The sequence below is a fragment of the Enterobacter sp. C3_dUdeg genome (assembly GCF_057536195.1).
In genome coordinates, this window is the sequence record NZ_BAAKFX010000003.1 from 357,843 (window position 1) to 382,466 (window position 24,624).

The 24,624-nt window shown below is 58.5% G+C and carries 22 protein-coding genes and 1 pseudogene; 7 read left to right on the plus strand and 16 right to left on the minus strand.

Annotated elements, in window-relative coordinates; all coding sequences use genetic code 11:
• Positions 1–123: 123 nt before the first annotated feature.
• The 4 genes from treB to nrdG all read left to right on the plus strand — a co-directional run bounded on the left by treB (position 124) and on the right by nrdG (position 6,358).
• Positions 124–1,542, plus strand: coding sequence for a PTS trehalose transporter subunit IIBC (gene treB / locus AC27FC_RS11715; RefSeq protein WP_029739268.1), 1,419 nt, complete (start codon positions 124–126; stop codon positions 1,540–1,542).
• Between the two features lie 51 nt (positions 1,543–1,593).
• Positions 1,594–3,237 (plus strand): alpha,alpha-phosphotrehalase, encoded by a 1,644-nt coding sequence (gene treC, locus AC27FC_RS11720; protein WP_487160191.1) that lies wholly within the window; start codon positions 1,594–1,596, stop codon positions 3,235–3,237.
• 376 nt (positions 3,238–3,613) lie between these two features.
• Positions 3,614–5,752, plus strand: coding sequence for an anaerobic ribonucleoside-triphosphate reductase (gene nrdD / locus AC27FC_RS11725; RefSeq protein WP_023310191.1), 2,139 nt, complete (start codon positions 3,614–3,616; stop codon positions 5,750–5,752).
• A 141-nt stretch (positions 5,753–5,893) separates the two neighbouring features.
• Positions 5,894–6,358 carry an anaerobic ribonucleoside-triphosphate reductase-activating protein gene (nrdG, locus tag AC27FC_RS11730; RefSeq protein ID WP_196354830.1) on the plus strand — a complete coding sequence of 155 codons (465 nt, stop codon included), beginning with the start codon at positions 5,894–5,896 and terminating at the stop codon, positions 6,356–6,358.
• A gap of 32 nt (positions 6,359–6,390) precedes the next feature.
• Here nrdG and AC27FC_RS11735 read toward each other — a convergent pair whose 3' ends face one another.
• The 12 genes and pseudogenes from AC27FC_RS11735 to pmbA form a co-directional block, all read right to left on the minus strand.
• Entirely contained in the window at positions 6,391–8,301 is a 1,911-nt protein-coding gene (locus tag AC27FC_RS11735; protein ID WP_039261071.1) for a BglG family transcription antiterminator, read from the minus strand.
• Positions 8,302–8,320: 19 nt separating this feature from the next.
• Positions 8,321–9,456, minus strand: a pseudogene (locus AC27FC_RS11740) (lactonase family protein).
• A gap of 114 nt (positions 9,457–9,570) precedes the next feature.
• Positions 9,571–10,311 carry a 2-dehydro-3-deoxy-phosphogluconate aldolase gene (dagF, locus tag AC27FC_RS11745; protein WP_033144496.1) on the minus strand — a complete coding sequence of 247 codons (741 nt, stop codon included), beginning with the start codon at positions 10,309–10,311 and terminating at the stop codon, positions 9,571–9,573.
• Complete coding sequence (locus AC27FC_RS11750) at positions 10,308–11,426, minus strand: DgaE family pyridoxal phosphate-dependent ammonia lyase (RefSeq protein ID WP_196354828.1); 1,119 nt, start codon at positions 11,424–11,426, stop codon at positions 10,308–10,310. Before AC27FC_RS11750 ends, dagF begins: the two co-directional genes overlap by 4 nt.
• Entirely contained in the window at positions 11,410–12,543 is a 1,134-nt protein-coding gene (locus AC27FC_RS11755) for an amidohydrolase/deacetylase family metallohydrolase (protein ID WP_094935144.1), read from the minus strand. Before AC27FC_RS11755 ends, AC27FC_RS11750 begins: the two co-directional genes overlap by 17 nt.
• A 42-nt stretch (positions 12,544–12,585) precedes the next feature.
• On the minus strand, positions 12,586–13,227 hold the full coding sequence (locus tag AC27FC_RS11760) for a DUF4310 family protein (RefSeq protein ID WP_023310183.1): 642 nt from the start codon (positions 13,225–13,227) through the stop codon (positions 12,586–12,588).
• Positions 13,228–13,240: 13 nt separating this feature from the next.
• Entirely contained in the window at positions 13,241–14,017 is a 777-nt protein-coding gene (locus AC27FC_RS11765; protein WP_008501408.1) for a DUF4311 domain-containing protein, read from the minus strand.
• A 22-nt stretch (positions 14,018–14,039) separates the two neighbouring features.
• On the minus strand, positions 14,040–14,339 hold the full coding sequence (locus AC27FC_RS11770) for a DUF4312 family protein (RefSeq protein ID WP_006810338.1): 300 nt from the start codon (positions 14,337–14,339) through the stop codon (positions 14,040–14,042).
• 2 nt (positions 14,340–14,341) lie between these two features.
• Complete coding sequence (locus AC27FC_RS11775; RefSeq protein WP_023293430.1) at positions 14,342–14,704, minus strand: SFCGS family glycine-rich protein; 363 nt, start codon at positions 14,702–14,704, stop codon at positions 14,342–14,344.
• Positions 14,705–14,714: 10 nt separating this feature from the next.
• Positions 14,715–15,053, minus strand: coding sequence for a glycine dehydrogenase (locus AC27FC_RS11780; protein WP_025911967.1), 339 nt, complete (start codon positions 15,051–15,053; stop codon positions 14,715–14,717).
• 315 nt (positions 15,054–15,368) lie between these two features.
• Positions 15,369–15,755, minus strand: a complete 387-nt coding sequence (gene cybC / locus AC27FC_RS11785; RefSeq protein WP_008501412.1) for a cytochrome b562 — start codon at positions 15,753–15,755, stop codon at positions 15,369–15,371.
• Between the two features lie 40 nt (positions 15,756–15,795).
• A complete protein-coding gene (pmbA, locus tag AC27FC_RS11790) occupies positions 15,796–17,148 on the minus strand; it encodes a metalloprotease PmbA (RefSeq protein ID WP_023310180.1) in 1,353 nt (450 codons plus the stop codon).
• A gap of 95 nt (positions 17,149–17,243) precedes the next feature.
• On the opposite strand from pmbA, the gene yjgA reads away from it, so the two are divergent.
• Entirely contained in the window at positions 17,244–17,795 is a 552-nt protein-coding gene (yjgA, locus tag AC27FC_RS11795; RefSeq protein ID WP_029739257.1) for a ribosome biogenesis factor YjgA, read from the plus strand.
• Between the two features lie 89 nt (positions 17,796–17,884).
• Here the strand turns inward: yjgA and mpl are convergent, their stop codons facing one another.
• Positions 17,885–19,264: a UDP-N-acetylmuramate:L-alanyl-gamma-D-glutamyl-meso-diaminopimelate ligase gene (mpl, locus tag AC27FC_RS11800; RefSeq protein WP_029739256.1), complete on the minus strand. Its 1,380-nt coding sequence runs from the start codon at positions 19,262–19,264 to the stop codon at positions 17,885–17,887.
• A gap of 197 nt (positions 19,265–19,461) precedes the next feature.
• On the opposite strand from mpl, the gene fbp reads away from it, so the two are divergent.
• Complete coding sequence (fbp, locus tag AC27FC_RS11805; protein WP_023310178.1) at positions 19,462–20,460, plus strand: class 1 fructose-bisphosphatase; 999 nt, start codon at positions 19,462–19,464, stop codon at positions 20,458–20,460.
• Between the two features lie 150 nt (positions 20,461–20,610).
• Entirely contained in the window at positions 20,611–20,967 is a 357-nt protein-coding gene (locus AC27FC_RS11810; RefSeq protein ID WP_033144492.1) for a helix-turn-helix domain-containing protein, read from the plus strand.
• On the opposite strand, the gene AC27FC_RS11815 is transcribed toward AC27FC_RS11810, so the two are convergent.
• The 3 genes from AC27FC_RS11815 to ytfT all read right to left on the minus strand — a co-directional run bounded on the left by AC27FC_RS11815 (position 20,939) and on the right by ytfT (position 24,617).
• Positions 20,939–22,510, minus strand: a complete 1,572-nt coding sequence (locus tag AC27FC_RS11815) for a methyl-accepting chemotaxis protein (protein WP_196354826.1) — start codon at positions 22,508–22,510, stop codon at positions 20,939–20,941. The two genes, AC27FC_RS11810 and AC27FC_RS11815, sit on opposite strands and share 29 nt — an antisense overlap.
• A gap of 93 nt (positions 22,511–22,603) precedes the next feature.
• Positions 22,604–23,605 carry a galactofuranose ABC transporter, permease protein YjfF gene (gene yjfF, locus AC27FC_RS11820; RefSeq protein ID WP_023293434.1) on the minus strand — a complete coding sequence of 334 codons (1,002 nt, stop codon included), beginning with the start codon at positions 23,603–23,605 and terminating at the stop codon, positions 22,604–22,606.
• Positions 23,592–24,617 carry a galactofuranose ABC transporter, ATP-binding protein YtfT gene (ytfT, locus tag AC27FC_RS11825; RefSeq protein WP_165356711.1) on the minus strand — a complete coding sequence of 342 codons (1,026 nt, stop codon included), beginning with the start codon at positions 24,615–24,617 and terminating at the stop codon, positions 23,592–23,594. The genes yjfF and ytfT overlap by 14 nt, the downstream gene beginning before the upstream one ends.
• Between the last annotated feature and the right edge of the window lie 7 nt (positions 24,618–24,624).

Sequence of the window (24,624 nt, forward strand, 5' to 3'; positions counted from 1 at the left end):
TTAAACAGATTATTGTGATCTTCGCCTGATTTCGGGAACGTTCCCATTTTCGCCGTCACGCTGAAGGAGTAGGCTTGCGCTCAGGTCATTACACCCCCTCACCATCTGTCATGAGGTTTCATGATGAGTAAAGTCAAACAAGCAGATATCGATCGGCTGATCGTCCTGGTCGGCGGACGCGAAAACATCGCTACCGTCAGCCATTGCATTACCCGCCTGCGCTTCGTGCTGAACGATCCGGCCAAAGCCAACCCGAAGGCCATTGAAGAACTTTCCATGGTCAAAGGCTGCTTCACCAACGCCGGGCAGTTCCAGGTCGTTATTGGTACCGAAGTGGGCGATTACTATCAGGCTCTGCTGGCGACAACCGGGCACTCTTCTGCCGATAAAGAGCAGGCGAAGAAGGCCGCGCGCCAGAATATGAAGTGGCACGAGCAGCTGATTTCCCACTTCGCGGAAATTTTCTTCCCGCTGCTGCCCGCGCTGATCAGCGGGGGCTTAATCTTAGGCTTCCGTAACGTCATCGGCGATGTGCCGATGAGCGACGGCAAAACCCTGGCGCAGATGTATCCGGCGCTGAAAACCGTTTACGATTTCCTGTGGCTGATTGGCGAGGCGATCTTCTTCTATCTGCCGGTCGGGATTTGCTGGTCCGCGGTGCGCAAGATGGGCGGCACACCGATTCTCGGTATCGTGCTGGGCGTCACGCTGGTCTCTCCACAGTTAATGAACGCTTACTTACTTGGTCAGCAGGTGCCTGAGGTGTGGAACTTCGGCCTGTTTACTATCGCCAAAGTGGGCTATCAGGCGCAGGTCATTCCGGCCCTGCTGGCCGGTCTGGCGCTGGGCTTTATTGAAACGCGCCTGAAGCGCATCGTGCCGGATTACCTCTATCTGGTAGTGGTGCCGGTCTGCTCGCTGATTCTGGCGGTGTTCCTGGCGCACGCCTTTATCGGTCCGTTTGGCCGCATGATCGGCGACGGCGTGGCCTTCGCGGTGCGTCACCTGATGACCGGCAGCTTTGCGCCAATCGGTGCCGCGCTGTTTGGCTTCCTTTACGCCCCGCTGGTGATCACCGGCGTGCACCAGACCACGCTGGCCATTGATATGCAGATGATCCAGAGCCTCGGCGGCACGCCGGTCTGGCCGATTATCGCCCTGTCTAACATTGCACAGGCGTCGGCGGTCACTGGCATCATCATCGTCAGCCGCAAGCACAACGAGCGTGAGATCTCCGTTCCGGCAGCCATCTCTGCTTACCTCGGCGTCACAGAACCGGCGATGTACGGTATCAACCTGAAATACCGCTTCCCGATGCTCTGCGCGATGATCGGTTCCGGTCTGGCGGGCCTCGTGTGCGGTCTGAACGGCGTGATGGCGAACGGGATTGGCGTCGGCGGCCTGCCGGGCATTCTCTCCATCCAGCCGGCTTACTGGCAGGTGTTTGCCCTGGCGATGGCCATCGCGATCATCGTCCCTATGGCGCTCACCACCGTGGTTTACCAACGTAAGTTCCGTCAGGGCTCGCTGCAGATTGTTTAACTTCTTCTTTCGGGGCGCAGTTGCGCCCCTTCGCATTTGCAGGAACGCATTATGAATACCCTTCCTCACTGGTGGCAGAACGGCGTCATCTATCAGATTTACCCAAAGAGTTTCCAGGATACCACCGGCAGCGGCACCGGCGATCTGCGCGGCGTGACGCAGCGGCTGGACTACCTGAAAACCCTCGGCATCGACGCCATCTGGCTGACGCCGTTTTATATCTCCCCGCAGGTGGATAATGGCTACGACGTGGCGAATTACACCGCCATCGACCCGGCTTACGGCACGCTGGATGATTTCGACGAGCTGGTTGCCCGGGCGCACGAGCGCGGCATCCGTATCGTGCTGGATATGGTGTTTAACCACACCTCCACGCAGCACGCCTGGTTCCGCGAGTCGCTGAACAAAGAGAGCCCGTACCGCCAGTTCTACATCTGGCGCGACGGCACGCCGGAGCTGCTTCCCAACAACTGGCGCTCCAAGTTTGGTGGCAACGCCTGGCGCTGGCACGCCGAGAGCGAGCAGTATTACCTGCATCTGTTCGCCCCGGAGCAGGCGGATCTCAACTGGGAGAACCCAGAAGTGCGCGCCGAGCTGAAAAAGGTGTGCGAGTTCTGGGCCGATCGCGGCGTCGACGGCTTGCGTCTCGACGTGATTAACCTGATTTCGAAAGATCAGGATTTCCCGGACGACAACACCGGAGACGGCCGCCGCTTCTACACCGACGGGCCGCGCGTTCACGAATATCTGCAGGAGATGAGCCGCGACGTCTTCACCCCGCGCAACCTGATGACGGTGGGCGAGATGTCCTCGACCTCGCTGGAGAACTGCCAGCAGTACGCCTCGCTCGACGGACGCGAGCTGTCGATGACCTTTAACTTCCACCACCTGAAGGTGGACTACCCCGGCGGAGAAAAATGGACGAAGGCGAAGCCGGACTTCGTGGCGCTGAAAACCCTCTTCCGCCACTGGCAGCAGGGGATGCACAACAGGGCGTGGAACGCGCTGTTCTGGTGTAACCACGATCAGCCGCGCATCGTGTCGCGCTTTGGTGACGAAGGGGAATACCGCGTTCAGGCCGCGAAGATGCTCGGCATGGTGCTGCACGGCATGCAGGGCACGCCGTATATCTATCAGGGCGAAGAGCTGGGTATGATCAACCCGCACTTCAGCCGCATCACCGACTATCGCGACGTGGAAAGCCTGAACATGTTCGCCGAACTGCGCGCCAACGGCCGCGAATCGGATGAACTACTGGCGATTCTGGCGAGTAAGTCCCGCGATAACGGGCGAACCCCAATGCAGTGGGACGCTTCGCGCAATGCGGGCTTTACCGAGGGCGAGCCGTGGATTGGCGTCTGCGACAATTACGAGACGGTGAACGCCCGCGCGGCGCTCGACGACCCTGATTCGGTGTTCTACACCTACCAGTCGCTGATCGGCCTGCGTAAAACCCTGCCGGTGCTGACGTGGGGAGATTATGAGGATCTTCTGCCGGAACATCCTTCTCTTTGGTGCTACCGTCGTCAGTGGCAGGGGCAGACGCTGATGGTGGCGGCGAACCTGTGTAATACGCCGCAGGAATGGCAGACAGACGCCCTCAGCGATAGGTCGCAGGTGCTGATGAGTAACTACCCGGCACCGCAAACGACGTCGCTGCGTCCGTTTGAAGCCGTCTGGTGGTTGCAGCAGTAACTTTCCCTGCCGGGTGCGGCTCAGCACCCGGCTTACTTTACTGTTTTTGTTGAGTAAATAATCAGATTTTTCTCTCGCGCCTTTACAATCGCTGAAGCGCCCGTCGTTTGTACTCTCGTCTTTTTACTTTGTTCTGCATCAAATAAATCGCAAACATGTTTGATGCAAATCACTATATGTAGCACTTAAAATGCACGCCGACCCAACATCTTGTATTTATCGTCTACTATTCCAACAACAAGACGGCGCTTACGCTGGCCGGAATTGTGGATAACACGAGCTGGGAACGCGGGAAGTCTTTGGCCCGGCGGGGAATATGCCCGGTTATGACTTCTCCACCTCTGTGGATAACCTGTTTTCAAAAAATGGAGTGATCATGACACCGCATGTGATGAAACGTGATGGCTGTAAAGTGCCGTTTAAATCAGAGCGCATCCAGGAAGCCATTCTGCGTGCAGCTAAAGCAGCGGGAGTCGATGACGCAGATTACTGCGCCACCGTCGCAGAAGTCGTTAGCAGCCAGATGAACGAACGCAGCCAGGTCGATATCAACGAGATCCAGACCGCGGTTGAGAACCAGCTGATGGCGGGGCCCTACAAGCAGCTGGCGCGCGCCTACATTGAGTACCGTCACGATCGTGACGTGCAGCGTGAGAAGCGCGGTCGTCTGAACCAGGAGATCCGTGGCCTGGTGGAGCAGACCAACTCCGCCCTGCTCAATGAAAACGCCAACAAAGACAGTAAAGTGATCCCGACCCAGCGCGACCTGCTGGCCGGTATCGTCGCCAAACACTATGCCCGTCAGCATCTGCTGCCGCGCGACGTGGTGTCGGCGCACGAGCGCGGTGAAATTCACTACCACGATCTCGACTATTCGCCGTTCTTCCCGATGTTCAACTGCATGCTGATCGACCTGAAAGGCATGCTGACCCACGGTTTTAAAATGGGTAACGCCGAGATTGAACCGCCAAAATCAATCTCCACGGCCACCGCCGTCACCGCGCAGATTATCGCTCAGGTCGCCAGCCATATTTATGGCGGCACCACGATTAACCGCATTGATGAAGTGCTGGCCCCGTTCGTGACGGCAAGCTTCAACAAGCATCGTAAAACGGCCGAAGAGTGGCAGATCCCGGACGCCGACGGCTACGCGCACTCCCGCACCGAGAAAGAGTGCTACGACGCCTTCCAGTCGCTGGAGTATGAGGTAAACACGCTGCACACCGCCAACGGCCAGACGCCGTTTGTGACCTTCGGCTTTGGGCTGGGCACCAGCTGGGAATCACGCCTGATCCAGCAGTCCATCCTGCGCAACCGCATTTCCGGTCTCGGCAAGAACCGCAAAACGGCGGTGTTCCCGAAACTGGTGTTCGCCATTCGCGACGGCCTGAACCACAAGTTTGGCGATCCGAACTACGACATCAAACAGCTGGCGCTGGAGTGCGCGAGCAAGCGCATGTATCCGGACATCCTGAACTACGACCAGGTCGTGAAAGTGACCGGCTCGTTTAAAACGCCAATGGGCTGCCGCAGCTTCCTCGGCGTGTACGAAGATGAAAACGGCGAGCAGATCCACGACGGGCGCAACAACCTGGGCGTCATCAGCCTTAACCTGCCGCGCATCGCGCTGGAGGCGAAAGGCAATGAAGCGGAATTCTGGACGCTGCTGGATGAACGTCTGCAGCTGGCGCGCAAAGCGCTGATGACACGTATTGCACGTCTGGAAGGGGTCAAGGCCCGCGTCGCGCCGATCCTTTATATGGAAGGGGCCTGCGGCGTACGTCTGAAAGCGGACGATGACGTGTCGGAGATCTTCAAAAACGGCCGCGCGTCGATTTCGCTGGGCTATATCGGTATTCACGAGACCATCAACGCCCTGGCGGGCGATACGCATATGTACGACAGCGAGGCCCTGCGTGAGAAAGGCATCGCGATTGTTCAGCGCCTGCGCGACGCGGTAGACCAGTGGAAAGAGGAAACCGGCTACGGGTTTAGCCTCTACAGCACGCCGAGCGAGAACCTGTGCGACCGCTTCTGCCGTCTGGATACCGCCGAATTCGGGATTGTGGAAGGCGTGACCGACAAAGGGTATTACACCAACAGCTTCCACCTCGACGTGGAGAAAAAGGTGAACCCGTACGACAAGATCGACTTCGAAGCGGCGTATCCGCCGATCGCCAGCGGCGGCTTCATCTGCTACGGCGAGTACCCGAACATTCAGCACAACCTGAAGGCGCTGGAAGACGTGTGGGATTACAGCTATCAGCACGTGCCGTATTACGGGACCAACACGCCAATCGACGAGTGCTACGAGTGCGGCTTTACCGGCGAGTTCGAGTGTACGAGCAAAGGCTTCACCTGCCCGAAATGCGGCAACCACGATGCGGCCCGCGTCTCCGTGACCCGTCGCGTGTGCGGCTATCTCGGCAGCCCGGACGCGCGTCCGTTTAACGCCGGCAAGCAGGAAGAGGTGAAGCGTCGCGTGAAGCATTTGGGGAATGGGCAGATCGGGTAAGTTCTGCGCAGGGTTCTCCCCCTCACCCTACCCCTCTCCCTCAAGGGAGAGGGAACCGCTCGAGCACATTGCTAAGCCTGACTCCGGTTTTCTCCCTCTCCCTGTGGGAGAGGGGCGGGGTGAGGGCATCAGGTTAACGCTATGAATTATCATCAATACTACCCCGTCGACATCGTCAACGGCCCCGGCACCCGCAGCACCCTGTTCGTTTCAGGCTGCGTCCACGAATGCCCCGGCTGCTATAACAAAAGCACCTGGCGCTTAAATTCCGGCATGCCGTTCACCGCCGAAATGGAAGACCGGATCGTCAACGACCTTAACGACACGCGCATCAAACGCCAGGGAATTTCGCTCTCCGGCGGCGATCCGCTGCACCCGCAAAACGTGCCGGAGATCCTGAAGCTGGTGAAGCGCATTCGGGCAGAGTGTACGGGAAAAGATATCTGGGTCTGGACGGGATACAGGCTGAATGAGCTGAACGCTGCTCAGATGGAAGTGGTGGATCTGATTAACGTCCTGGTCGACGGCAAGTTCGTGCAGGATTTAAAAGACCCGGCCCTGATCTGGCGCGGCAGCAGCAACCAGGTTGTGCACCATTTGCGATGAACAAAGGCGGATGTTATCCGTCCGCCCTTACCTCAAAACCGGCTCAAACTCTCCATCGCCACCGCCTTAAACCCGGCAAAATCTCCGCAGCTACAGAGCCGCGACATCGCCCGTTCACGCAGGAAGGTGACGAAGATATCGTAAATCGCCATCGCCTCTTCGTATTCGCTTTTGCTGATGGCGAGCAGGAAGATGACGTGCGCGGTTTCGTCTCCCCACTGAACGCCGTGCGGGGCGAGCACGGTATAGACCACGGTTTTCTGCGCTAAAAGGCCGAGGGAGTGCGGCAGCGCGATGCCGTCGCCGAGCATGGTGCTGACGATGGCTTCACGCTCGACGACAGAATCCAGGAACTCCGCGCCGACAAACCCCTCGCCTTCAAGCTGCGCGCACAGTTCACGGAACAGCGTTTGCTGGTCAACGGGCTTGTCGATAATGCGGAAATGGGCCGCGTCGAAGTATTTATCCAGCATCCACGGGCGGGTGCGGTCCACCAGCACCAGCTTGCCGATCTGCTCTAACTGGTAATCGGTCGGGAACGGGGCGATCGTCACCACCGGTTTAGATTTTTCGCTCACGCGGGCGGTGGAAATGACAAAGTCCTCGCCGATGGAATCCGCCAGCTCGTACTCGCGCAGGGTGAGCGTGCGGGCCACCTCAATCTGCGGGTACTTGCGCTGGAGCACCGCCTCGATCATGCGGACCATAGCATTCCCGGCGTCGCATACCAGCAGCACCCGCGGCTGGCGCTGGTAGCCGATGTTGTAATGGCGCTCCAGCCCGACGCCGATATGCAGCACCAGGAAGCCGATCTCGTTTTCGCTGATCACATACGGCGTGTATTTTCCCCAGCTCGACACCGCCGCGAGGGTCATATCCCACGCCATCGGGTAGTGCTGCTTGATGTTATCCAGCAGCGGATTGGGGATCATGATTTGATACCGCACGCGGGTGATCATGGTTTTGATGTGCGTGAGCAGATCCGCGTGCAGCTGCGCGTCGCTGAGCAGGTTGTAGTTATAGTGGGTGTTGATGTAGCGCAGGATGTAGTTGACCAGCGCTTCGTCGTCATCCGCGTTAATTGCGCTCGGGGCAATCTCCTGGATCTGCCGCGCCGCAATGTGCACGCACAGCCAGCTCTCCTCCGAAGGTGAAAGCGCTTTGCCCGCCAGCTGCTGGATAGTGACGGCGATATCTTTTGCCGCCTCGCGCACGTTCTCTTCAACGTCTTCGGCATGGAATTCCGGCAGCGGATAGCCCTCGCTGATGCGCCGCACCGACACCGCACAGTACAGGCGCAGGAACAGCTCGCCTTCGTCGGTCAGACGGATGTGATGACGCGTCAGCGCCTCGTGCAGCACGGGCACCATCTGCTCCGCCACGCCTGCATTCAGCGCCACGTCGGTCACCAGCGGGTTCAGGCTGTCCTGCTGCGCCAGCTCCCAGAGCAGATCGGTCAGGCAGGCGCGGGTCGACATCTCGCTGCCAAACAGCTTCATCCCGTGGCGCGGACGCGTTTCCAGCGTCAGGTTATAGCGGTGGAACCACTCGCGGACTTCGGCCATGTCGCTCTGCAGCGTGGCGCGGCTGACGAACCACTCGTCCGCCAGATCCTCGAGCTTAAGAGAAAATGCCGAGGTCAGAAAACGCACCACCAGATAGTGCACGCGCTCCGGCCCGGTCCGGGGAATACGCAGCGCGCGCGGGTGGGATGCCTGCAGCTGCTGGTAGCGCTGGGCATCATCAATTTTGAGCTGATAGCCGTTGCCCCGGCTCAATATAAACTGCGCGCCGTGGCCTGCCAGCAGCGCGTTCAGGGCGGTGATATCGGCACGGACGGTTCGCGTGGAGACCGACAGCCGCTGCGCCAGCTCGTCCTGCGGCAGCGTCTCGTTTTGCAACAAATCGAACAGTTGCGCTAAACGTTGGTTCGGAAATCGCACGGGTTTGTCCTCTTACAGCTTAAGGTGAAATGACCATCTGAGATGGGCTGCCGACCGGGGTATAGTCCGGCTCGAAGCTCAATTTGCCGTCCTGCGCCACGCGGAAACGGGTGATGTTGTCGCTGCGCTGGTTCATGACGTACAGCCAGTGTCCCTGCTTATCGAGCGTCAGGGTGCGCGGGTAGTCGCCGCGCGTCCACACGTCGTCCTGATGCGTCAGCGTGCCCTCCGCTGTTACGGTAAAGTGCCCGATGCTGTTATGCAAACGGTTAGCCACATACAGCTGTTTACCGTCGGCGCTTAATGCGAGCCCGGCAGCAAAGCTGTGCCTTTGTAACCTTCCGGCAGGGCTGAGAGCGTTTTGCCCTCTTTCAGGGTGCCGTTGGCGTTCACGGTATAATGGGTGAGCGTAGACGCCTCTTCGTTAATCAGCCACAGGGCATCGCCTTTTGGCGTAAAGACAAAGTGGCGCGGCCCGGCGCCTTTTGAGGAGGCGCTGATAAACGGCGGATCGTTCGGCGTCAGCTTCCCTGTTCGATCGTCAAAACGGTACTGGTAGAGGCGATCCAGCCCAAGATCGGTGGAAAACACGTATTTCCCGCTCGGATCGGCGGCGATCATGTGCGCGTGGGGGCCGTTATGATCGCTGATGGCAAAGCTGCCCTCCGCTGCCGCTTCCGGCTTCGCCGCGCCCGGTTCGCCCTGATCCTGATGTGTGTCCGTCGCCTCACCCAAGCTGCCGTCTGCTTTAACGGGCAGCACTGCGATAGATCCGCTGACATAGTTCGCCACCAGCAGATGACGACCGTTCGGGGTCAGCGACAGGTAAACCGGCCCCGCGCCGCCGGAGGCCACCTGATTCAGCTCGCTCAGCGCGCCGTTATCCCCCACCCGCAGCGCCTGCACCACGCCCTGCTCCACTTCGCTTGCCAGATAGAGCGTTTTGCCATCGCGTGAGACGGCCAGCTGCGCGGCGTTCGGCAGCCTGCTCACCAGCGTTTTATTCGCCAGCGCGCCGCTTTGCGGGTCAACGGTAAAGCGGTACAGCCCTTCGCCGTTGGGGTTGTAGGTGCCCACCCAGGCGTACTGCGGCAGGGCGATAGCGGCGGTGGCGAACATTGAGAGTGAAGCAACAAGCAGGGTACGGGTGTGCATGGTGGCTCCTTCAGGTGTGTGCGGTTTGTTTTCCCTCACCCCGGCCCTCTCCCAAAGGGAGAGGAGGTAAAAGTTCCCTCTCCCTTTGGGAGAGGGTTAGGGCGAGGGCAGATACTACTTCACCAGCTTCTTCGTCATCGCAAGCAGCGTACGCACGTCTTCCGGGCGCGTGTCGCCGCTGGCTTTGTCGATAATCGAGCTGTAGATATGTGGGATGATTTTGCTCACGCCCGCGTCGAGGGCGATTTGCAGGATCTCCTCATAGTTTTCGAGATCGATACCTCCGGTCGGCTCCAGCCAGAAGTCGTGACGGGCGCAGGCTTCCGCCACCGCGTTGTACTCGTCACGGCACTTGAGGCCGCCCATCGGGAAGTATTTGATGGAGCTGCCGCCGAAATCCTTCAGCAGGGCAATCGCGGTTTCAACCGGTACGATGCCGTCCGGTGCGTTGCTGCTCAGCGGTCCGGTGGAAATTTTGACCATCCCGACGGTGCCGGTCGGAGAGACCAGGCCGTTGACCACCGACTCATTCTGCCCCAGCAGCGCGCGGCTGGTGGCCACGCCGGTGAAGACCTGGTTGACGTGCTGCGGCTGCACCTGACGGGAGATCTCGCTTACCATCGCCGACTGGTTCGGATCCCCCGCGCCGAGGCCGACGGAGAGTGCGTTATCGATCAGCGCGGCATATTCACGCATATCGGCAACGGCGCTCGCCACGTCCGGGTAATTTTTGGAGAGCACGCCCACCAGCACGTGACCTTCCGCCGCCTCGTAAATGGCGCTGGCGTTGGCTTTCGATCCTGCCAGCACGTTCAGGCAGACGCGGTCACGGTAAAAGTTGGGGGTCAGTTTCATGCTTTTTTCTCCTGTCCTAATACTTCGCTAATGCGGCGATACACGATGTTCAGCTGGTCAGCATTCACGCTGCGCACGTCCGCCTCGATAATCCCTTCGTTGGCCTTGTAGCCACGGAAGTAAATGGCATATTCGCCCCGCTTGAGCTTCGCCACCAGATCGCCCGTGCCGACGCCCGTTGCGGCTTCGTCGAACTTAATCTCGGTGCGCGCGATATCGCGACCGGCGCTGTCCCAGACCACGCGCGCGGTCACGCCGTTGAGGGTGTTGAGCGCCTCGATAAACGGCGTCATCTTCGCCACCATCTCGGCCCCGCTCTCTTTGGTCGCCGTCAGGTAGTGTTCGATGGCGCAGGTCAGGCCAAGAATGCCCTCTTTGCCCACCTTCATCGCGCGGCCAATGCCCGCGGTCTGGCGCTTCACCCACTCAACGTACTGGGTTTTGCCGATCACCAGCCCGCTGGTTGGGCCTTCAATCGCCTTCGCGCCGCTGTAGATCACCAGATCGGCACCGGATCGGTAGTACGCGTGCAGATCTTCTTCCGCCGCCGCATCGACGATCAGCGGGAGATCGTTCTTGCGCGCCACCACCGCCGCCTGCTCGACGCTGAGCATGCTTTTCTGCACGCAGTGGTGCGATTTGATGTAGAGGATCGCCGCCGTGCGCGGGGTGATCGCCGCCGCCAGCTGATCGGCGGAGCATTCGTTGGCGTAGCCCGCCTCCACCAGCTTGCCGCCGCCCAGTGCCACCATGGTGCCCACCGGCGCGCCAAAGTTTACGTTGTGGCCTTTCGGCAGGACGATTTCGTTGTTCTCAATCGGGGTCACGTGCAGGTTTTCCAGCAGCCAGTCGCTGTCTTTGACCAGCACCGCCGCCACGGACTGGGCAATGCCCGCAGACGCGCAGGAAACTACCGTCGCGCCTTCCACATCCAGCAGCTTCGCGATGTATTCCCCGGTTTTGTTGACCAGATCCTTCATCTCGAAATAGTGATTCATGCCGTCCATCGCCGCCTGCACCACTTCCGGGCGCGGCGTGGAGACGCCCAGCGCCGTCATGCGGCCAGAGGTGTTGATAACCTGCTTTAAATGGTACTTCTCATAAATCGAAGGCATGTTCCGTGCTCCCTTGTTCGGTCATGTAGCCCTTGCCCGCGCGGATCGCGGCAAGCGGCACCAGAATGTGTTCAGCCTGCAGGCTGTCGTTTTCGGCGTCCGTCAGCACCGTCGGCTGGCGTTTAATCGTGAACAGCGTCAGGTCGGCGTCGAGACCCGGCTGGATGCGGCCCTTGCGCGCCAGGCGCAGGCCGTCGGCGGCGTTCGCGGTGACGCAGTCAATCACCTGCGGCAAGGACATGCCGATGGCGAGAAACTTCGACATCACGCTTGCCAGCGAGCCGACCGGCCCGTTGATGCGGTTGCGGCAGTAGATATCCGAGCTGATGGTGTGCGGCAGAATGCCCATCGCGATGGCGCGTTTCGCCACCTCAAAGCTAAAGCTCGCCGTGCCGTGGCCGACGTCCAGACGCACGCCGCGCTTCAGGGCGGAGGTGATGGAGGCGCGCAGCTCGCCGGAGGGCGTCAGAATGCGGTTGGGTTTGCCGTTGTAGCAGTGGGTGATGATGTCGCCGGAGCTCAGCAGCTCGGCAATTTCGTCGAGGTTCGGCGGGTTGTTGCCGATGTGCACCATCAGCGGCAGGTCGCCGTTCTCTTTCTGAATGGCTTTGGCGCGCTCCAGCGGCGTGATGCCGTTTTCACCGACCACGCTGCTGCTCATGCGCGCCTTCAGGCCGACGATAAAATCAGGGTGGCGCTTCACCGCCTGCTTCACCGCGTCGGCGTCAATATTCGCCATGTTGGCCAGTTCGTTCTGGGCAATCAGCCCCACGCGGGAGATGTTCAGCAGGGCAAACACCTCGGTGGAGGCTTTACGGGTGATTTCGTAGAAATCGTCCACGTCGTCGGCACCGGTACTGCCCGCGTCCACCACGGAGGTGACGCCGGTGGCAATGCCCACGCTGTCCGGCTCGTCGTGGTAAATCGGGGAGTTCGGGTAGCAGTGAACGTGGGAGTCAATCCAGCCTGCGCTGACGAACACGTCGCCGTTCAGCTCAACCGTTTTATGCGCGGGGGCGTCAATCTCGCCCAGCGCCGCGATCTTCCCGTCCTGAATGGCGATATCGGTCAGGGTATCGTCGGCAAGGCGCGCACGGCGCAGGAGTAAATCAAACATGAGGATCTCCTGATAAGGCGGGCGCCTGAGCGCCCGCGGGTATTAAAGGGCGACCGGGAACAGCCAGCCCAACAGCATTGCGCCGAGGATCGCGCCACCGGTGATCGGCTTCTGCCAGATGTAGAACACCAGCGCACCCAGCAGGGAGCCGACGCCGATAGGAATGGAGGCGGTCATGGCGCTGAGGATAATCAACGGCCCGAGGAAGCGGCCGGAGGCGTTACCCGCGCCCATCATCACGTCTGCACCGTAGGTGGAGTTGCTCTGGTTGATGGTGAACTTACGCGCCAGGATGATGACGTAGCCAATCGCCAGACCAATCACCAGGCCGGTAATCAGCGCGGCAATGAAGTTGGTCACCGGGAACATGATGCCCGCGCCCAGCAGCAGCGCCGGAACGCCGAGGCCCACGCCGGTCTGGATGGCGCCGCCGATGTCGAGAATACCCACCAGCGACCCTTCGATAATGCGGGCGAACAGGAAGCTCGCGCCGAACGCCGCCACCGCGCCGTAAACCCCGGTATCGATCCCCGCTTTCAGCATCGCCACGAAGGCCACTTCGTTAAACGCGCCGATGCCGTAGAGGTAGTACATGTGCGTCCCGGCGAAAACGCCGGAGGAGAGCAGGCCAACGAAGATCGGGAACGACCAGTCGGCATACCAAAAACCTTTATTCTGTTCCATTTAGAGGCTCCTGTTATTTACCGCTGAGCGAGTTGTGGATCATGTCGAGCCAGTTCGGCACGGTCAGATGGAAGGATTCGATCATCTTCATGTCGAAGCCGCGGAAGAAGCCGCTCAGCACGAAGAGCAGGACGATCGCCGCCATCATCACTTTGGTGACGTGGTTCCAGCCGCTCTCTTCGACACCTTTCCCGATCAGGATCCCCAGCACCAGGCCCGGTACGGCGTTCCCCATAATCAGCTGCGCCGCGCCGCCAAAGATGGTGGCCCAGAAGCCCGATTTTTTACCCGCGTCGATGGCCGCCAGCCAGAAGATCACCGGCATGACGGTGTTGACCAGCAGGTTTGCCGCCGGTACCAGCACCTTCACGGCGGTGACCTGGAGCGCTGCCGGAACGGAGGAGGCGGTCAGGTTCAGGAAGGTGACGACAATCATGCCGATCACGCCGCAGGCAATCGCCATTTTGCGGGGATCGTGCAGCGTTTCGCCGACGTTACGGTTTTTGATCATCAGTGCAGCAGCACCCCAGTTCGGGATGATGCGGTGGTCAACGTCCTGTGTGAAGGCACCTGCGGCCACGGAAGAGGCCCAGGCGTTAAAGAAGAAACCTAACCCAAAGGAGAAGTGGGACGCCGGATCCCCTTCACAGGAGTTCAGTTCCCCCAACGTACGAAACGCGCCCATACCCTGAGTGGTAGGCGCATGAAACATGCGTGCAGCCCCGGCGCCAACACCGACGCCAACCAGGCCGCCAATGATGAGCGATTTTATTAATATAATTAAGAACATCAGTCTGCCCTTTTATGAATAATCAGCGTTGCGTGACGAAATCCACCTGGTCAAGATTGATAGCGGTCACGTTGACGGTCACATCCAGCTCCACGCTGTAGGTGCGTCTTTCCCGGCGCAGAAAGAAGAACAGAAACGCTTCTTTTCGCACCGCTTCTTGCGCCTGAACGACCTGCACATCCTGTGGCTCAATACGCAGTAAGATATGCGGTGAGGCTTTCATCACCGCGGCCTGAACGTGGTTGAGCGCGTCGGCAAAGGCGCGCGCTTTGGCGTCGCCTTTGCCCTTCACTCTCACCGTGGTTGTGAACTGTTCTTTCATGCTTATGCGCCGTATTTCTTCTGCCACGCCTGTACCAGACGCTCGCCCAGCTCTTCTTTATCCATAAAGCCGAAGCCCAGCACGTTGCAGCCTTCGTTGATGGCGGTCACGCCCTCTTCCACCGAACGCATGCCGTATTTGGCCTTATAGCCATATTTGGTTTGGGCAGTGATGGCACCCGCGCCGCCGCTGCCGCAGAAGGAGATGCCGAAGGTGGCGTTTTCCGCTTTCATCACGTCGCCGAGCTTCATGTCCGCCGCCATGCCCGGTACGACCACCGCGCGTCCACCTGCTTTTTCCACACCGGCAGCCACTTTCTGACCTTTACCCAGGCGATCGCCAATCACGACTGTAATCTGTTCCATGTGTTGCTCCTTAAAGGTTGTCTTTCGCGACTTCAAAGTGAACGGAGAGCAGCCAGGCTTCTTCATCAGGAAGATTGCCAAACTGCGCGACCACTTCACGGGCGAGCCGCATTGAATCCGGTGAAATTTCGTCAAACAGCTCTGCTTCAACCTCCGGCAGCGGCTCGCCGGTCACGGACCGGTGCGCCATTGCGCGCACGTGGGAGGTGAGCATCTGCTCCTGTACCGCATTGGGGATGATGTTGTTTCGGGCCAGCAGGGCATAAACCTGCTGCAGCATGGTGTTCGCGAGCTGTTCTGTTTGCTCTGCCTGTTCCCCAACGTCGTTCATTACCGCTCCGTTAATCACTGGTCTTACCCCGTTAATGGCTCTGGAATAAAACTAACGTTGGGGGGGAATTGTTTGTAGCGAGTTGTTTTCCACTTCGAAGTGGAAAGGCGAGCCGCAGCAGTGATCTGTGCCACATAAATGCGGTCAATCTGAATTAATGACGGTATTTGCGTGATGAATATCACGTATTCCAGCGGCAAAACGCGCGCCGGGGAAACGAAACGTTCAGGCGCGGTGACGCAAAAATGTGATGGCGATAGGGTTTACTTATTACCGCGTAAAAAAAACGGGGGCCGCTGGCCCCCGCTGGTTGTTTGTCAGATGCGCGATCGGTTAACGGTATTTCTTGTGATAGGTGTTACGCGTCGTCACAAACTGCTCGGCCGCCGCCTGGGCTTCCTTCACTTTGCCTTCGTTAGCCAGCTTCAGCGCGCCGTCGATCTGGCCGACCAGCACGTCAAAGCCGTGGCGGTAGTCTTTCATCTCTGCGCTGTCTGCCGCTTTGCTTTCCAGCTTCGGAGGCGTCGCTTTTTGTGCGTCGAGCGCCGCTTCACGCATTTTGGTCAGCGCGTCTTTCATTTCAGCCGCATTGTCGGTTTTCTGCACCACCTTCAGGTTTTGACCGAGGATGCCCATGTCGTCTTCAAGATCGGCAGCAAACGCAGAAGAGCCAAGAACCAGCGTTGAAGCCGCGACGATCGCTAACAGATGTTTACGCATTGCTCACTTCCTTTTTATTATTAAAACGCCTTTACGGGTATTACTGACCGGCGATTTTCATTTCCGGCAGAAGTACAGAACCACACTGTATATTGCTACGTGTTTCAATATCGTTACCGACCGTAACGATATTGCGCCACATGTCCTTCAGGTTGCCGGCGATAGTAATTTCGCTCACCGGATACTGGATTTCGCCGTTTTCCACCCAGAAGCCCGCCGCGCCGCGCGAGTAGTCGCCGGTGATGCCGCTTACGCCCTGGCCCATTAGCTCGGTCACCACCAGCCCGGTGCCCATCTCTTTCAGCATCTGCTCAAAGTTCAGGCCCTGTCCGGCAATGCGCCAGTTGTGGATGCCGCCAGCGTGTCCGGTGCTTTTCAGCCCCAGCTTGCGCGCGGAGTAGTTGGTCAGCAGCCACTGGGTCAGAATACCGTCTTTGATGATATCGCGACGTTCGGTGCGCACGCCTTCGCTGTCGAACGGCGTGGAGGCCAGCCCTTTCAGCAGGTGCGGATGTTCTTCAATGGTGAGCCATTCCGGCAGGATCTGCTTGCCCAGCGAGTCGAGCAGGAAGGTCGATTTACGGTAAACCGAGCCGCCCGCGATAGCGCCCACCAGATGGCCAAACAGACCGGTCGCCACTTCGTTGGCAAAAATAACCGGGGCCTTCATGGTGGAGAGTTTACGCGGCGACAGGCGTGACAGCGTGCGTTCGGCACACTCTTTACCCACCCACTCAGGAGACTGCAAATCCCCCAGCGCGCGGCCAATGGTGTAGGCGTAGTCGCGCTCCATGTCACCGTTCTCTTCGGCGATCACGCAGCTGGAGAGAGAATGACGGGTGGAGCAGTAGCCCTGCAGCATGCCGTGGCTGTTGCCGAAGACTTTGATGCCGTAGTGGCTGTTGAAGCTGCCGCCTTCGGTATTGGTGATGCGCTTATCGGCCTGCAGGGAAGCCTGCTCGGCGCGCGCGGCCAGTTCGATCGCTTCGTCCGGGGTCACTTCCGCCGGGTGGAAAAGATCGAGATCCGGCGCGTCAAACGCCAGCAGGTCTTTATCCGCCACGCCTGCGTAAGGATCCGGGGAGGTATAACGGGCGATATCCAGCGCAGCCTGCACCGTGCGGGCAATGGCATCCGGGCTGAGATCGGTGGATGACGCGCTGCCTTTGCGATTCTGGTGATACACCGTGATCCCAAGCGCGCCATCGCTGTTGAATTCTACGTTCTCCACTTCACCATAGCGGGTACTCACGCTGATGCCGGTGGTTTTGCTGACCGCCACTTCGGCGCCATCTGATTTTTCTGAAGCAAGCATCAGCGCGGTGGAGACGGCTTCTTCAAGAATCTTACGCTGCGCTTCAACTTGTGAGGTTACTTTCATCGCAAATGCCATACTGTAAGAGAGAGTTATCTGAAGTCTAACAGAGAACCGTTTTTCAGTGCGCGTCTTAACTGGTAACATTAGCCTCTTTTTTTAAGGAGCCTGACATGACTAAGCAGCCCGAAGACTGGCTCGACGACGTTCCCGGTGATGACATCGAAGACGAAGATGATGAGATCATCTGGGTCAGTAAAAGTGAAATTAAACGTGACGCCGAAGAGTTAAAACAGCTTGGCGCAGAAATGGTAGAACTGGGTAAAAACGCGCTGGACAAGATCCCGCTCGACCAGGATCTGCGTGATGCCATTGAACTGGCACAGAAAATCAAGAAAGAAGGCCGTCGTCGCCAGCTTCAGCTTATCGGGAAAATGCTGCGTCAGCGCGACGTCGATCCGATCCGCCAGGCGCTGGACAAGCTGAAAAACCGCCACAACCAGCAGGTTGCGTTTTTCCATAAGCTTGAGCAGATCCGCGATCGCCTGATTGAACAGGGTGATGACGCCGTACCGGAAGTGCTGAACCTGTGGCCGGATGCCGACCGCCAGCAGCTGCGTTCTTTGATCCGCAACGCGCAGAAAGAGAAAGAAGGGAATAAGCCGCCGAAGTCTGCGCGCCTGATTTTCCAGTATCTGCGCGAGCTGTCTGAAAACGAAGAGTAATCTGTTCCCCTCACCCCGACCCTCACCCCGTAGGGGCGAGGGAGAAAAGAAAGTAGGCCCGGTAAGCGCAAGCGCCACCGGGCTTTTTTTTACTCTGCGGCTGCCGCTTCCGCTTTCTTCGCCAGACCGTCCAGCAGCTTCTGATGGATCCCACCAAAACCGCCGTTGCTCATCACCAGAATGTGGTCGCCAGGCTGAGCGGCTTTCACCACCATATCCGCGAGCGCATCCACATCCGCGCTCCAGTGCGCGGGCTGAATGCAGGCATCGGCCACTTCGGCCACCTGCCACGGAATATGCTGCGGCTGCAGCAGGAAGACCTCATCGGCACGTCCTAACGACGGCGCGAGATCATCTTTGCAGATGCCCATCTTCATGGTGTTCGAGCGCGGTTCCAGCACCGCGAGGATGCGGGCTGTCCCGCCGACCTTGCCACGAAGGGCGGCAAGCGTTGCCAGAATGGCCGTTGGGTGGTGTGCAAAATCGTCATATACGGTAACGCCGTGGGCTTCACCGCGCAGTTCCAGACGGCGACGGGCGTTAATGAACGAGCCCAGCGCATTGGCCGCATCCGCAGGCAGAACGCCAACGTGACGCGCCGCCGCAATAGCCATCAGGCCGTTGTGCATGTTGTGCTCGCCCACCAGGCCCCACTTCACCTCACCCACTTTTTCACCGTCGAGCAGCACTTCCCACTCGGAGGCATCGGCGTTGAGTTTCTTCGCCTGCCAGTGGCCCTGCTCGCCCACCAGCTCCTGCTCGCTCCAGCACCCCATCGCCATCGTCTGCTTCAGGTTGATGTCGTTTTCCGGCAGGATGATGCGCCCCTGGCCCGGAACAATGCGCACCAGGTGGTGGAACTGTTTCTGGATCGCTTTAAGGTCGTCAAAAATATCCGCGTGGTCGAACTCAAGGTTGTTGAGGATCAGCGTGCGCGGGCAGTAATGCACGAACTTGGAGCGCTTGTCGAAGAACGCGCAGTCGTATTCGTCGGCTTCGATCACGAAGAACGGGCTGTCACCCAGACGCGCAGAAACGTCGAAATTACCCGGTACGCCGCCAATCACGAAGCCCGGCTTGTAGCCGCAGGCTTCGAGGATCCAGGTCGCCATGCCCGCGGTCGTGGTTTTGCCATGGGTACCGGCAACGGCAACCACCCAGCGGTCGCGCAGGACGAAGTCATGCAGCCACTGCGGGCCGGACATGAACGGAATATTGCGTTCCAGAACCGCCTCGACGCACGGATTGCCGCGGGTCATGGCGTTGCCGATGATCACCAGATCCGGCTCGGGATCCAGCTGGCTGGCATCGTAGCCCTGAATTAACGAGATGCCCTGTTTCTCCAGAAGTGTGCTCATTGGCGGATACACATTGGCGTCCGAACCTGTCACTTCATGGCCCAGCGAGCGCGCCAGCATTGCCAGTCCGCCCATGAAAGTGCCACAAATCCCCAATATATGAATGCGCATACGTCACTATCCTTCTTCAATGTGGCGCACATTTTACTCACATGTTAGCGGCTGTGAAACGCATTTCAGGTAAATCCGTATGTTGCTGGCGCGATTCACCTCTGCGCTAATATTTGAATGTTTGTTAAGATTGTTGGGCTTTAGTCGTTTTAGTGAACATACAATCGCTCTACTCACAAAGATGCAGGGAAAGTGTTATGAAAACGTTAGGTGAATTTATTGTCGAAAAGCAGCACGAGTTCTCTCATGCTACCGGTGAACTCACTGCTTTGCTGTCGGCAATAAAGCTGGGCGCTAAGATCATCCACCGCGATATCAACAAGGCCGGTCTGGTCGATATCCTGGGTGCCAGCGGTGCCGAGAACGTTCAGGGCGAGGTTCAACAGAAGCTCGATCTGTTCGCAAATGAAAAATTGAAAGCTGCACTGCGCGCGCGCGACATCGTTGCGGGTATCGCCTCTGAAGAAGAAGATGAAATTGTTGTTTTCGAAGGGTGTGAACACGCTAAATACGTTGTTCTGATGGATCCGCTCGACGGCTCCTCAAACATCGACGTTAACGTTTCTGTCGGTACCATTTTCTCCATCTACCGCCGCGTCACGCCTGTTGGCACGCCGGTGACCGAAGAAGATTTCCTGCAGCCGGGCATTAACCAGGTTGCTGCCGGTTACGTCGTTTATGGCTCCTCCACCATGCTGGTGTACACCACCGGCTGCGGAGTTCACGCCTTTACGTACGATCCTTCACTGGGCGTTTTCTGCCTGAGCCAGGAACGCATGCGCTTCCCGGAGAAGGGCAACACCTACTCCATCAACGAAGGCAACTACATCCGCTTCCCGAACGGCGTGAAGAAGTACATTAAATTCTGCCAGGAAGAAGATAAAGCGACCCAGCGCCCGTACACGTCCCGCTATATTGGCTCTCTGGTCGCAGATTTCCACCGTAACCTGCTGAAAGGCGGTATCTACCTCTACCCAAGCACCGCCAGCCACCCGGACGGGAAGCTGCGCCTGCTGTACGAGTGCAACCCGATGGCGTTCCTCGCCGAACAGGCGGGCGGCAAGGCGAGCGACGGTAAAGAGCGTATTCTGGATATCGTGCCGGAAAGCCTTCACCAGCGCCGTTCATTCTTCGTCGGCAACAACCACATGGTTGAAGACGTTGAACGTTTTATCCGTGAGTATCCGGACGCGTAATGCCTCTCTACAGGGGAGCTGTTCTGGCTCCCCTGGTCATTTATATGTTTTACCGTATAAGTGTTTATAAAAAACAGGCTTTAATATTCACCACTGCTCCTGCATTATTTCCATAACAGTTTGACAGATATTTCGTGGAGCAGAATCGCAATGAACAATTATTCCCGTGCTAATACCGGCATTGATTTAAATCTTATCCCTGTATTTATTGAAATCGTCCGCTGCGGCAGCATGGCAAAAGCCTCTTTGCGTCTGGAGATGTCACGTCCGGCGGTGAGCCTGGCCTTAAAGCGCTTTAATCAACTCTTTGATGAACCGTTATTTTTCCGCAAAGGTTTATATCTTGAACCGACGGAAAAAGCGTTAGCTTTAACCAGCTCACTGGAAATATTAATGGGTGAAATTCACGATAATATTGCGGCAGTTAATTCCGGAAAAAATAAAACCCCGGCACAGAACGTACCGGGGCTGGGTAATATTATGCAGCGGTCTGAGTCGTCACTTTGAATGATGACATGGCTTCAATCAGCTGACGCGACTGCTCCTCAAGAGAGCGGGTCGCGGCGGAGGATTGCTGCACCAGCGCGGCATTCTGCTGCGCGGTTTCGTCCATCTGATTCACCGCAATATTCACCTGCTCAATACCGCGGCTCTGCTCCTGAGACGCGGTCGCAATCTCACGCATCAGTTTGGTCATGCGCAGCACTTCTGTTGCGATTTCGTCCATCGTTTCGCCAGCCTGCTGGGCCAGCTCGCTGCCCTCGTTAACGTGGGTCTGCGAATCACTGATAAGCGATCGGATCTCTTTCGCCGCGTCGGCGCTGCGGCTGGCAAGGTTTCGCACTTCGCCCGCGACGACGGCAAACCCGCGCCCCTGCTCGCCCGCGCGCGCCGCTTCCACGGAGGCGTTAAGCGCCAGGATATTGGTCTGGAAGGCAATACCGTCGATCACGCTCAGGATGTCGGCGATGCGCGCCGAGCTGCCGGAGATATCGCGCATTTTTTCAATCACGTAGCAGACCATTTCGCTGCCGTGATCGGCCGTGTCGGACACCGACTTCGCCAGCTGGTGCGCCTGCTCGGCGTTATCGGCGTTGAGCTTCACCGTCGCGGTGATCTGTTCCATGCTGGCCGCCGTCTGCTCCAGCGACGTGGCGGTGGATTCCGTACGCTCGGCAAGATCGCGGTTTCCCAACGTCAGCTCGCGGCTACCGGTGTCAATTTGCGAGCTGGCATCGCGTACCCGCATAACCGAGTTCATCAGCGACTGTCGCATCTCCTCTATCACCGCGTTGAGGCGGTTAAACTCCTGGCTCGCGGGGGCATTCAGCGTATGGGTTAAATCCCCCGCCGCCACGTTCTCCAGCTGAGCGATCGATGCAGAGAGCGGCTTGAGCAGCATATGGCGCAGCACCAGCCACGCGAGCACGATAATACCCGCCGTCAGCAGCGCTGCGACGATAATCAGGATCAGTACGCGGGTTTTACTCGCCTGCACGGCGCTCACTTCCGCCTGACCACGCGCTTCGCTCCATTTCTGAAACGCCTGCATGTCGTTATCAAACTGCTTCGCCACCGGAATCAGCGTCTTCTCCAGCAGATCGTAATACCCGTCCGCGCTCTGGTCATTCAGGGTTTTCAGCATCGGGTTGATCCCCTGCTGGCTATACGTCGCCAGGCTGGCCGCCACTTTATCGAGCAGCTGTTGTCCCTGCTCGTCAGCCACGCCGCCGTCGATCACGCCTTTCAGCGTTTTCTGGGCCAGGGCAACTTCCTGATTGATGTTTTTTACCGCTTTGGCCGCATCGTCCAGCATGCCGATTTCCATCATGCGGACGGCCTGGCCCGCCTCATTGCGCGCGCGCAGGATCAGCGTATAGCCTGAATTAAGCTGCACCATCTGCTCACCCTGAAGGTGATTAATACGCTGCAGTGAAGAAGAACTCTGTGTGAGGGCATAAATGCCAATGCCGCTGACAATCAGCAGCAGAAGGGTCATAACGGCCAGTAAAGAGAGCAAGCCGGTACGAATCGATAGCGTTTTAAGCATGATATTATTTCCGGTAGCGAGATATTTCTGGGCATAAAAAAAGAGTATCGGCCGCTACCGGAAAATGTTTAGACTTTAAGCAAATTCAGCGTGTTATCGCTCTGTTACCGATGTGTTTACGCGGGTAACAGGTGAGCTTTGGCGGTTCTCCCAGAGCACCGTAAGACCGCGCTGCAGGGCAATAAAAATAAACAGCAGAATGCCGATGGCGATCTTCGTCCACCAGGAGCTGAGCGTGCCGTCGAAGTTGATATAGGTTTGTATCAGCCCCTGGATAGCCACGCCGAACAGCGTTCCCAGCACCGTCCCCACCCCGCCGCTGAGCAGCGTGCCGCCAATGACCACAGAAGCAATCGCATCCAGCTCAACGCCCACGCCTGCAAGGGCATAACCCGCCTGGGTATACACCGAGAAGACGATCCCCGCCAGCGTCGCCAGGCCGGTCGAGAGCATATAGATGCGGATGGTGGTACTGCGGGTGGAGATCCCCATCAGGTTTGCCGACGTGGCGTTACCGCCGATGGCGTAAACCTGGTTGCCAAACCGGGTACGGTGGGCGAGGAAGATGCCAATCACCACCACGCCCAGCATTAGCAGCCCCATCGCGCTCAGGCGGCCGCCGCCGGGAATTTTCCACGCCAGGCTGGAGAGCGTGTCGTACACCGGATGGTTAATCGGAATCGACTCTTCCGACACCAGGTAGCTCACCCCGCGCAGGAAGAACATTCCCGCGAGGGTAATGATAAACGCCGGGATTTTCAGCGCGTCGATCAGCAGCCCCATAAAGGCGCCAAACGCGCAGCCCATCGCCAGCACCAGCGGAAACGCCACCAGCGGAGAGATCCCCCAGAAGCCGATCGCCTTCGCGAGGAACACGCCCGTAAACGCGATCACTGACCCGACGGAGAGATCGATCCCACCGGAGAGGATCACAAAGGTCATTCCGACGGCGATAATGCCTAAAAAGGCGTTATCGGTCAGGATATTGCAAATCACGCGCGTCGACGCAAAACCGGGGAATTGGGTGAGGCAGTAGAGATACCCCAGCACAAACACGCCCAGCGTGATCATCAACGGTAAATTACGTTTTATCATGGCCACGGATCCCCTTAATGATGCTGACAAAGCGCGGCGACTGGACGATCAGCACGCAGAGCACGACCACCGCTTTCACCACCTGGTTGAGTTCCGGCTGGAACCCCGAGAGCAGGATCCCGGTGTTCATTCCCTGAATGATCAGCGCGCCAATCACCGAGAGCAGCAGGTTAAAGCGCCCGCCCATCAGCGATCCACCGCCGATCACCACCGCGAGGATCGCGTCCAGCTCCAGCCAAAGTCCCGCGTTGTTGGCATCGGCCCCGCGAATATCCGCCGCGACGATGACCCCGGCGATGGCGGCGCAGACGCCGCTCAGCACGTAGGTCAGCATCACCATCAGACGGGTGTTGACCCCGGCGTTGCGCGCGGCGCGGATGTTGATCCCGACGGCTTCAATGAACATGCCCAGCGCCGTTTTGCGGGTGAAAAGCCAGAAGACAACGAGCGTGACCAGGGCAACGATCACCGGCGTCGGGAAGAACAGAAGGTTGCCGCTCCCGATCCACGCCAGGCTCGGCGAGTTAAAGGTGACAATCTGCCCGGAGGTAATCAGCTGCGCCACGCCGCGCCCGGCCACCATTAAGATAAGGGTGGCGACAAAGGGCTGAATTTTCAGCACCGCCACCAGAATGCCGTTCCATAATCCGGCCAGCACGCCGGTGCCTAAGGCCGCCAGCAGTACCACCGGCAGGCTGTGTCCGGACACGGTCATGGAGGCTGCCGTGGCCCCGGCGATAGCCATCACCGCGCCGACGGAGAGGTCAATCCCGCCGGTGGCGATGACCAGCGTCATCCCGATGGCCAGCAGCGCCACGGGCGCGGCACGGTTTAGAATGTCTATCGGGCTGCCAAACAGGCGGCCATCCTGCACGATAATCTGGAAGAAATGCGGCGCGACCAGGCTATCAACCAGCAGCACCACCAGCAGCGCTGCGATTTGCGGCGTGCCGGTTGGCCAGCTGAAGCGGCGCTTTGACTCACCGGTTTGCGAAAGCGAACGGGGCATCACGATTTAC